The sequence below is a fragment of the Streptomyces sp. D2-8 genome (assembly GCF_023184515.1).
Classification (GTDB): Bacteria; Actinomycetota; Actinomycetes; order Streptomycetales; family Streptomycetaceae; genus Streptomyces.
Map to the genome: position 1 here is coordinate 206,411 of NZ_JAAHBP010000011.1, position 9,324 is coordinate 215,734.

Below are 9,324 nucleotides of genomic sequence, written 5' to 3' on the forward strand. Positions count from 1 at the left end.
ACCGATGGAACTGCAACAGCTCATCACGCTCACCACCGGCATCACCCTGCTGACCTGCGTCCTCGCGGTCGTCGGCCTGCACTCCTACGCCTCGGGCAAGGCACAGCGGCAGGCGCTCGTCGACCGCCTCTCCGCCACCGGCCAGATCCCGGTGGCCGGCCGGCGCCGCAACTTCCGCGGCATCGACCGCCGGCTGCGGCGCACCAAGCTGGGCAAGAAGCTGGAACTGCGCCTGGCGGCGACCGGCCTGGACGTCACCCCGGGTGAGTTCTTCGTCTACATGCTCGCCACGGTCGCGGGACTGTGGCTGATCGGGCAGGCGGCGCTGGCGCCGTTCTTCGGGCCGCTGGCGGGCCTGCTCGGCATCGGGGTGGCGGTCCAGTTCCTCAACTGGCAACGCCAGAAACGCATCGAGAAGTTCATCAACCAGCTCCCCGAAATGGCCCGGATCCTCGCCAACGCCACCCAGGCGGGCCTCGCCCTGCGCACGGCCATCGGCATGGCCGCGGAGGAGATGGAGGCCCCGGCGGGCGAGGAACTCGGCAAGGTCTCCGCCCAGCTCGAGGTCGGCGCCTCGATGGACGACGCGCTGGGCGAAATGGCGGACCGCCTCCCCTCCCGCGAACTGGTCGTCCTCGTCACCACGCTGGTCCTGTCGAACCGGGCCGGCGGTCAAGTGGTGAGCGCCCTGCGCAACCTGACGGAGACGCTGGAGGAGCGCAAGGAGACCCGGCGCGAGGTCCGCACCCAGCTCTCCCAGGTCAACATGACGTCGTACGCGGTCCCGGTCCTCGGCGTGGGTTCGCTCTTCCTCATGAACGGGGTGAAGGACGGCGCCCTGGACCGCATGACCGGCTCCCCCTTCGGCCAGGCGGCGGTCATCATCGCCTTCTCGCTCTACGCCGTCGGCTTCGTCCTCATCCGCCGCCTGTCCCGCATCGACGTCTGAGAGCCCGGAGGCAACCATGGGACTGCTTCTCGCCCTGCTGATGGGCCTCAGTGTCTGGGGCGTCTTCGCCGGCCTCCGCATGTACCGCGCGGAGGCCAAACTGCCCGGCGACCTCGCCCTGGCCCTGGAGGTCGGCTCCACCCGCACCGGCGCGGTCGACTCGCTCATCGACCGCATGGGCATGCGCTACGCGCCCGCCGTCCTGCGCCTGATGGGCCCCAACCAGGTGGCGAAGTACCGCCGCAAGATCGACCTCGCGGGCAACCCCGGCGGCCTGACGATCGACAGGTACGCGGCACGACGGGCGGTCTACGGCTTCCTGGGGGCCCTGGGCTTCCTGGTCTTCCTCATGCGGGGCCAACTGCTGGTCGCCCTGCTCCTGCTGGCCTTCGGCGCGTTCTGGACGGAGGTCGGCATCTGGTCGGCGATCCGCATCCGCAAGGACGTCATCGAACGGACCCTGCCGGACTTCCTGGACGTCCTCGCGGTCGTGGTGAGCGCGGGCCTCGGCTTCCGCCAGGCGCTGGACCGGGTCGCCTCCCGCTACGAGGGCCCCTGGGCCGACGAACTGCGCATCACCCTGCGCCAGATGGACCTCGGCATGAGCCGCCGCCAGGCCTTCGCCGAGCTGCGCCGCCGCAACGACTCCGAGCAGGTGGCGATGTTCGTGACGGCGTGGCAGCAGGGCGAGGAACTGGGCGCGCCGATCGTCGACACGCTGGTGTCCCTCGCCAAGGACATGCGCCGTACGGACGCGCAGAACGCCCGCCGCAAGGCCGCCCGGGCCGTCCCCAAGGCCACGATGATGATCACGACCTTCATGGTCCCGGCCACGATGCTCCTGCTCGGCGCCGGCCTGATCCTCGGCTCGGGCACGGACTTCGGTTCGGTGACGGGGAAGTAGGGGAAGTAGGGGAGGGGGGCGACGGAATGTCGATGACAGGGGAGCGGACGGGTCTGCTGGGACGACGTCGTCGCCGCCGAGCGGAGCAGACACCGGAGATCACGACGCCCCCGGCGGGGACGGTGCTCCCGGCGCATGTCCGCACGGGCGCACCGGACGTACCGGTGACGTCGGTGACGCCTGCCTTGCCGCCGGGATGGGAGGCGGCCGGGGGACGTGCCGGCGGGGAGCCGACGCTGCGCATCAAGGGGAGTGGACGCCGGGAGCCCGGGGCGCCTCGGGGGGCTGCGGCAGATGCCCCGGCGCGGGGACCGATGCCGACGGCACGTGGTGGTCCAGAGGGGCCGGTGACCGGCGGGACGGCCGCCGATGGCGCTGCGCTCCCGCAGGGGCGGCCCGTATCAGGGCAGCCCGCACCGGGGCCGCCCGTATTAGGGTCGCTTGCACCGGGGCAGGCCGCACCAGGGTCGCTCGCACCGGGGCCGCCCGTACCCGACGGCGACGGCCGTACGAGCGGTGCGGGTGGGAGCCCCGTCCCAGCCGAAGGCCGGGCGAACGGCACGCCCGGAAGCCCCGCGATCGACATCCAGGTCAACGCTCTTCAGGCCATGTGCCGCCAGGTCTTCGGCTTCAGGCTGGCCATGATCGCGCTGGCCACCCCCACCGCCCTCGTCAACGCGAACGACGGCCTCCCCACCCGCCTCGTCGGCGCGGCCGTGGTCGTCACGTTCATGACCTCCTACGTCCTCTTCAGGGACTGGGAACGCTTCGGCCCTCTCCTCCTGCGCCACCCCACCCTCCTCGCCGCCGACACCGTCTTCGGAGCCCTGCTCCTCATCGCCGCAGGCCCCGACAGCACCCTCGCCTACGTCAGCGTCTGCACCCCCCTCCTGGCAGGCCTGGTCTACGGCTGGCGCGGCGCAGCGGTCTTCGCCTCCCTCCAGGCCCTCCTCCTGCTCCTCATCCACGCGGCGCAGGAGAACCCGGCCCCCGGCATCACCGAGTCCGCTCTGCTGCCCGGCCTCTGCGTCATCGCCGGAGCCGTGGGCTCCAGCCTCCGCAACCTCATGCTCCGCTTCGGCGCGGCCACCCAGGCCCTCACCACCGTCCAGGCCCGGCTCGCCGTGACGGAGGCGGTCAGTGCCGAACGCGCCCGCCTGGCACGGGAGATGCACGACTCAGTCGCCAAGACCCTGCACGGCGTGGCCCTGGCCGCCGACGGCCTGACCGGCTCGGCCGGCGCCGAGCGCATGGACCCGGCCCTGGTGAGACAGCAGGCTGCGCTGGTCGCCCGTTCGGCCCGCCGGGCCGCCGCCGAGTCCCGCGAACTCCTGGCCGACCTGCGCCGCGAATCGGACCCCGACCAGGCCACGGACGTCCTGGTCGAGCTGGCCGCCCGCACCCGTGACTTCAGCACCCGCACCGGCCTCCCGGCGGTCTACCGCCCCACCGGAGCCCACGCCGTCCCCCCGGTCCCGCCCGCGGTGGCCCGCCAGCTCCTCACCATCGCCTCGGAAGCCATGGAGAACGCCCACCGCCACGCCCGCCCCACCCGCGTCGACGTCAGCGCCGGCGTCCACGGCGACCTGCTCCGCATCAGCGTCTACGACGACGGCCGCGGCCTCCCACCCGGTACCTCCCTCGAACAGCTGCGCCGAGCGGGCCACTTCGGCCTGGTCGGCATGGTCGAACGCGCCGCCTCGGTCGGCGCCCGCATCCGCATAGGCCGCGGCGGCCACCCCCAGGGCACGGAGGTCCGCCTGGAACTCCCCCTGGCCGCGCTGGCCACCCCCACCGCATGACCCCACGACCCGAGAGGAGGCCCCTGATGCCGGACCAGACGCCCCACCCCACCGGCGCCCCGCAGCCGCCGCCACCGCACCACCCGTTCGCCGACCTCCCGCTCCCGCCGTCGGCGCGACCGGCCCGCCGTCTGCGGGTCGTCGTGGCGGACGACAACCCCGTGGTCCGCGCCGGCCTCACCGCCCTGCTTTCCGGCCGCCCGGACATCGAGGTCGTGGCGGAGGCCGCCGACGGCCGCCAGGCCTACGAGGCCGCCCTCCAGCACCGCCCGGACGTCGTCCTCCTCGACGTCCGTATGCCCGGCGTGGACGGCATCTCGGCACTTCCGTACCTGGTGCCGATCGCCCCGGTCGTGATGCTGACCTACAGCAGGGAGTCGGAGATCGTCCAGGAGGCCCTGCGCAGGGGAGCGGGCGGCTACCTGGTCCACGGCGAGTTCACGGCCGGCCAGCTGGTCGATGCCGTACGGGACATCAAGGAGGGCCGGGCCCACTTCACCCCCACGGCGGCGGGTGCCCTGCTGGCCCGACTCCGCCAGGAGAGGGCCCCGGCCTCACCCCTGCCGGAAGGCCTGGGCCAGTCGTCGAGTGCGACTGCATACGGAATTTCCGCCTCCATGCAATCGCATACGCAGCCTCAACAACCGGCTCCACCAGCGCATTTCAATTCTTCGCCCACCCCACCCCCGCCTACTTCTTCAGAAAAGCTTTCGCAAGTGCAACCGCATGTGGGACAGTCTTCGTCTGGGTGGACGAGTGGCCGGCCGGCCGCTCCCGACAGGTCGCGATTCCAACTGAGCACGAGGGAGGCGGAGATCATGGACCTCATCGCGTCCGGCATGAACAATCAGCAGATCGCCGCCACGTGCTTCATCAGCGAGAAGACCGTCAAGAACCACATCAACCGCATCTTCGCCAAGCTCCACAGCACCAGCCGCTCCGAGGCCGCCGCGAAGTGGATCGGCACGGCTCCGGACGCACACCGGGGACTGGGGTGACCTTCGGTGACGCGATGGGGGAACAACCGGTTGGGCCCGAGCGATTGGGCCCGGAATTGGGCCCTGGGGCCCTCTGGCGGACAGGGCGTTCCGCCGTACGGTCGTCGTGTCGAAAGCGACACAGCCGAAACCGGAGGGGAACACCATGAGCGACCTGATGCTGAAGACCGCCGTCGCGACCAAGGTCCGCGTGAACGGCTGGAAGAACACGACGGCCGCGGCGATGCAGCGCCGCGCCGGCGACAAGGGGCAGACGGCGGTCGAGTACCTGGGCATCATCGCGGTGGTGGTGGCGATCGTGCTGGCGATTACGGGCACGAACATCGGTCAGACGATCCTCAACAAGATCCAGGAGAAGATCAACGAAATCACCTGATGCATACGCGCAGGTGTGGCGATGCAGGGCAGGCCTTCCCCATCTACATCACGATGGTGGCAGGCCTGCTCTTCCTTGCGTTGGCGTACTTTGCGGTTGGCCAGGCCACGGTGAATCGGAGTGGTGCCCAGACAGCCGCCGATGCGGCGGCGCTCGCGGCAGCCCAGGAGACCCGGGACAAGCTCGCAGGTGAGTGGCTTGAGAGGGTGCTAGACCCCGCCACGTGGGATGACATCTTCAACGGCCGTGGTGCAGTACTCGACGGGTGCGGACGCGCGAACCAGTTTGCGGTGCAGAACGACGCCGAAGTGCGGAGCTGCGGGCAGGGCCCTCGGCCATTGAGCTACAAAGTTGACGTCCAGTCCAGTGAACCCGTTGGAGAGTCCATCGTCCCGGGCACGGAAAACCAGTACGCGGAAGCCTCCGCCATAGCGGTGATCGAGTCGCGTTGCGGCTTCAAGTTGCCTGCGGAGAACGCCCCAGCGGATGCGCTGCCGACGCTCGACTGCTCGGGCCAGAAGTGGATTCTGGACCCCGACGACCTCACAGATCTCCCAGCGCCGGAGGACCTTTTCGATGTCCACCTGGCCGGCTGAAGAGCGAACGACGAGTGATGAAGGAAGCCTACAGATGAGCATTCGGTTCACTGGGAACGCCCGCAGGGGGATCGTCGCGTTGACCGTAGTGGCCGGACTGGCCCTCGGGGCAGCCGGCTGTGGCGGTGGTGGTGACGGTGAAGACAAGAAGCCGAACTCGTCGGCTTCCGCTTCCAAGGGAGACGGATCTCAGCCGAGTGCTCAGGAGGGGCAGTCTGAGACGCCCTTGGCCGAACTCAAAGGCACAGAAGGACTTCTTCTCCAGGTCACTTCGGCGGCCAGGGACGCGGGCGGGTTCATCACTGTGAGCGGGAACCTGAAGAACGACGGGGCGAAATCGGTAGTCATCCCGTCCCAGATGAGCGGCGATGAAACGGAAGTCATCAAACACGGCCCCTCCCTGGGTGGCGCCACCCTCGTGGACTCGAAAGGGAAGAAGCGCTACTACGTGCTCCGCGACACGGACGGACGGCCACTGACGACAACCGGCTTCGGAACGCTTAAAGCCGGCCAGACGCTTCCGGTATTCATGCAATTCCCTGCACCACCCACCAGCACCACAGACGTGACCGTGCAACTGCCGACGTTCTCCAGCGGCACCATCAAGATCTCCGGGTGAGGCCGGCCATGAAGACCCGCACACGCACCGGACCGACGACTCCACGCCTGGCCTTGGTCCTCACCGCCGCCGGCCTCATGGTCGCCACGAACCTCTACGGCGCCGTCTCGGCCCACGCCGACGAAACCCCCGGCGTCCCCCCTGGCACCGAGGCCTCCGCCTCCGCCCCCGTCGAGGTCGACCCCAACGACCCCGACCTCAAACTCCCCGAAGGCGCCACCCTGGCCTCCGCCAAGGTCCTCGACATCAAACAGGTCGTAGAAGACCAAAGCGGCGATGAACGCCGCGAGGACACCAACGCCGACGTCAAGTTCGCCCTCCAGGCCGAGGTCCTCTTCGGCAAGGACAGCGCGAAACTCAGCGGCGAGGCGAAGGCCCGGATCTCCGCGATCGCCGAGGAGATCAAGACGCAGAACGCGACGAAGATCCGCGTTTTCGGCTTCACGGACAACCTCGGCTCCTCCGCCCACGGCGACATCCTGTCCAGAAAACGCGCCGACGCCGTGCAGAACGTCCTCGACCAGGAACTGACCGACTCCAACGTCACCTACGAGGTCCGCGGCTACGGCGAGCAGTACCCCATCGCCGACAACTCCTCGGAAACCGGCCGCAAGAAGAACCGCCGGGTCGAGGTCTCCTTCCCTCGCTCGGAGAGTTGAGCCACCGAAAGTGGGCCCAGCGTTGGGGCCACGGGCCCATGCGTGAGTGATCGACGATCCTTAGTCTCGGCTCGATGCCCGTGTTGAACGGCCGTTGATCGAGCTGAGCTGAGGTCGCGCATGTCCCCTGCCGGTGACCCGATACCCCCGAGCGGGATGTGGGGTGCACAGAACAGCCCGTCGGAACCGGCATTCGCCGTTGCCAAGGGAGCTGGGCTGGGCGCAGTTGCTGCTGTGGGTGCAGTTCGCGCTGACGGTGCTGTACGTGGTCACCGTGCTGTCGGTGGTGACGTACCACTCCGGGGAGATCTTCGGGATCCTGGCGTACGACTCGCTGCCCAGCGTGGCCGGGATCTACCTGGCCCGGCGCCTGTGGCGGGGCGGGGTGTGGACGAGCCGCGCACTGATCGCCGTACAGGCGTGGATCGTGTGGCTGTCGTTCGGCACGCTGCTGCACGGTGATCTGCGGGGCATCACGCAGGCGGCGATGCCGGTGGCGGTCATCCTGCTGTTGCGCCGGGACCGGTCGCGTGAGTGGTTCGAGAGCGCTCCTCAGGACAGGGCGGAGCGGCGGGCGTTCAGCCTGGGGAGAATGATCCGCTGGCGGCGGGACGAGGGCCAGACCGCGGTGGAGTACGCGGGGCTCATCGCGGTGGTCGCGGCGATCATCGTCGCACTGTCGGTGGGCGGCCTCGGCGGGCGTATCGCCGACGGCATCCAGTCGGCGGTCTGCTCGGTGACGGGCACGGCCTGCCCCGCCCCGCAGGGCGATGGCACGGAGACGGGTGCGGCCGGGGACAACGACGGTGTGCAGCATGACGGTTCGGCCGCCGGCGCCGACGGCGACAACGGCGCGAACGCGGACGGCGGCGCGTACGCAGACGGTGGTGCGGGGACAGACGGTGGTGCGGGCGCGGATGGCGAGGCGGGTGCCGAAGGCGACTCGGCCACACAGGGTGGTGCAGGTGGCCGGGGAGGCACGGGTGCCGACGGTGGTACGGGCGGCAACGACAGCGGCGGTGGTCCGGCGTGGTCGACTCGGATCATCACCTATGAGGGCGCGGGGACGAACGACACGGTTCCCCTCGCTCCGGGGCCGTTCGACGAGAGGTCACTCTGGGACGACGTACATGATCAGGAACGCCACGACAGGACCGGAACCGTCTTTCCGGTCTCCGGCCCTGGCTTGGTCGACATGGACCGCATTGAATACGCTGCTCTGAAGGAGATCGTGCGGAATAAGGGTGATCTCAGTAAGTCGCAGCAACTGCAGCGCGATCCGAAGTTCGTCAACAATCCGGACAAGGCCGCGAAGGCCAAGCGGGTATATGACGGGACGTACAAGTGATCGCGAATCTTTTCACCGTCGCGGAGACAGAGCCGTCGCGGCTCCGCGGGGCGCTGGCTCAGTTGCTGGCCGTGACGCGCGAAGCGGTCGACGTCGCCGACACGGACGGGGACCAGGAAGCGCGTCGCTGGGACTCACCTATTCTGTGCACGTACCGCGTGCTGCCGCCCGGTGACCTGGCGCTGGAGCTCGACATCTACGTCGAGGACGAGACGGCCGGAGCTCTCAGTGAGGCGGACTTGGCGCAAGGGCTCGCGGTCCGTACGACGACCTCGGCCCTCTACCCCTCGATGGACATCGACCTGGACTCCGCATACTGGGTCGCGGTGCCGGATGGACGCGTCGTGAGATGCCGGCTGGAGGCGATCGACTCCGATGAGGACACGAGATACCGGGTCGACGCGGTGGAGGAGAAGGTGGCCGATCTCCCTCGCGCGAAGGTGGAGTGGCTCCCCGAAGCTCTCGAATACGAGCCCATCGGGACGCCTCTCTCCGATGCCTTCCTGGCCACGTGTCCGACGGACACGACGGCGAGCGTCGAAGGGCGCGTCCACTACAGCCTGCGCGTGTGGGAGAGGCTGGTGCGCCGGTTGGAGTCCGACTGGAGCCCTTCTGGCCGGTACCGGGAAGACCTCTTCCGGCGTGATCTGGAGGCCCGGGACACTTTGGCGCGTCTCGTGCGCGAGGTCGACGACGTATACGCCGGCGGCCTGAGATCCTCTGTGACGCGATTGGACGGCATCTTCCGTGCATGCACCGAGCCCGGGAACGACGAGAAGGCCGAGCGCTGGTGGTGGTGTAGGCGTCCAAGGCATGTTCCATGGTGAGCTCGCGAGGACGAGAAGGAGCGCGGCACGCCCTTGGAGCGGAAATGCTCGCTGTCCTCTCCCGACGGTTATGAACTGGTGACGCTCACACCTGCGCACCTGCACTGGCCTTAGACGGTGTCCTATGTGGTGATCGCTCGTTGGGCCCTGTATGGGGCGGGGTACGTGGAGTTGGATTGTTCCGGACGGGCTGTGGGAGATCGCGAAGCCGCTGATCCCACAGTCGAAAGTGCGGCCGCAGGGCGG

Annotated in this window: 10 protein-coding genes and 1 pseudogene; all 11 read left to right on the plus strand. The window is 69.1% G+C overall.

Features of this window, described 5'->3' with window-relative positions:
* The first annotated feature begins 4 nt into the window (after positions 1–4).
* Positions 5–949 (plus strand): type II secretion system F family protein, encoded by a 945-nt coding sequence (locus tag G3I77_RS21405; RefSeq protein ID WP_248506101.1) that lies wholly within the window; start codon positions 5–7, stop codon positions 947–949.
* Positions 950–965: 16 nt separating this feature from the next.
* Positions 966–1,853 carry a DUF5936 domain-containing protein gene (locus tag G3I77_RS21410; RefSeq protein ID WP_248506103.1) on the plus strand — a complete coding sequence of 296 codons (888 nt, stop codon included), beginning with the start codon at positions 966–968 and terminating at the stop codon, positions 1,851–1,853.
* A gap of 32 nt (positions 1,854–1,885) precedes the next feature.
* A complete protein-coding gene (locus G3I77_RS21415; RefSeq protein WP_374386071.1) occupies positions 1,886–3,655 on the plus strand; it encodes a histidine kinase in 1,770 nt (589 codons plus the stop codon).
* A gap of 26 nt (positions 3,656–3,681) precedes the next feature.
* On the plus strand, positions 3,682–4,653 hold the full coding sequence (locus G3I77_RS21420; RefSeq protein WP_248506107.1) for a response regulator transcription factor: 972 nt from the start codon (positions 3,682–3,684) through the stop codon (positions 4,651–4,653).
* A gap of 145 nt (positions 4,654–4,798) precedes the next feature.
* Complete coding sequence (locus tag G3I77_RS21425; protein ID WP_031132638.1) at positions 4,799–5,029, plus strand: hypothetical protein; 231 nt, start codon at positions 4,799–4,801, stop codon at positions 5,027–5,029.
* Complete coding sequence (locus G3I77_RS21430) at positions 5,029–5,625, plus strand: pilus assembly protein TadG-related protein (RefSeq protein WP_248506109.1); 597 nt, start codon at positions 5,029–5,031, stop codon at positions 5,623–5,625. The genes G3I77_RS21425 and G3I77_RS21430 overlap by 1 nt, the downstream gene beginning before the upstream one ends.
* A gap of 34 nt (positions 5,626–5,659) precedes the next feature.
* Positions 5,660–6,244: a hypothetical protein gene (locus G3I77_RS21435; RefSeq protein WP_248506111.1), complete on the plus strand. Its 585-nt coding sequence runs from the start codon at positions 5,660–5,662 to the stop codon at positions 6,242–6,244.
* Between the two features lie 8 nt (positions 6,245–6,252).
* On the plus strand, positions 6,253–6,903 hold the full coding sequence (locus G3I77_RS21440) for an OmpA family protein (RefSeq protein ID WP_248506113.1): 651 nt from the start codon (positions 6,253–6,255) through the stop codon (positions 6,901–6,903).
* Positions 6,904–7,102: 199 nt separating this feature from the next.
* Complete coding sequence (locus G3I77_RS21445) at positions 7,103–8,251, plus strand: hypothetical protein (protein ID WP_248506115.1); 1,149 nt, start codon at positions 7,103–7,105, stop codon at positions 8,249–8,251.
* A 71-nt stretch (positions 8,252–8,322) separates the two neighbouring features.
* Positions 8,323–9,078 (plus strand): hypothetical protein, encoded by a 756-nt coding sequence (locus tag G3I77_RS21450; RefSeq protein WP_248506117.1) that lies wholly within the window; start codon positions 8,323–8,325, stop codon positions 9,076–9,078.
* Positions 9,079–9,229: 151 nt separating this feature from the next.
* Positions 9,230–9,324 (plus strand): annotated as a pseudogene (locus tag G3I77_RS21455) (IS5/IS1182 family transposase); the annotation flags it as partial.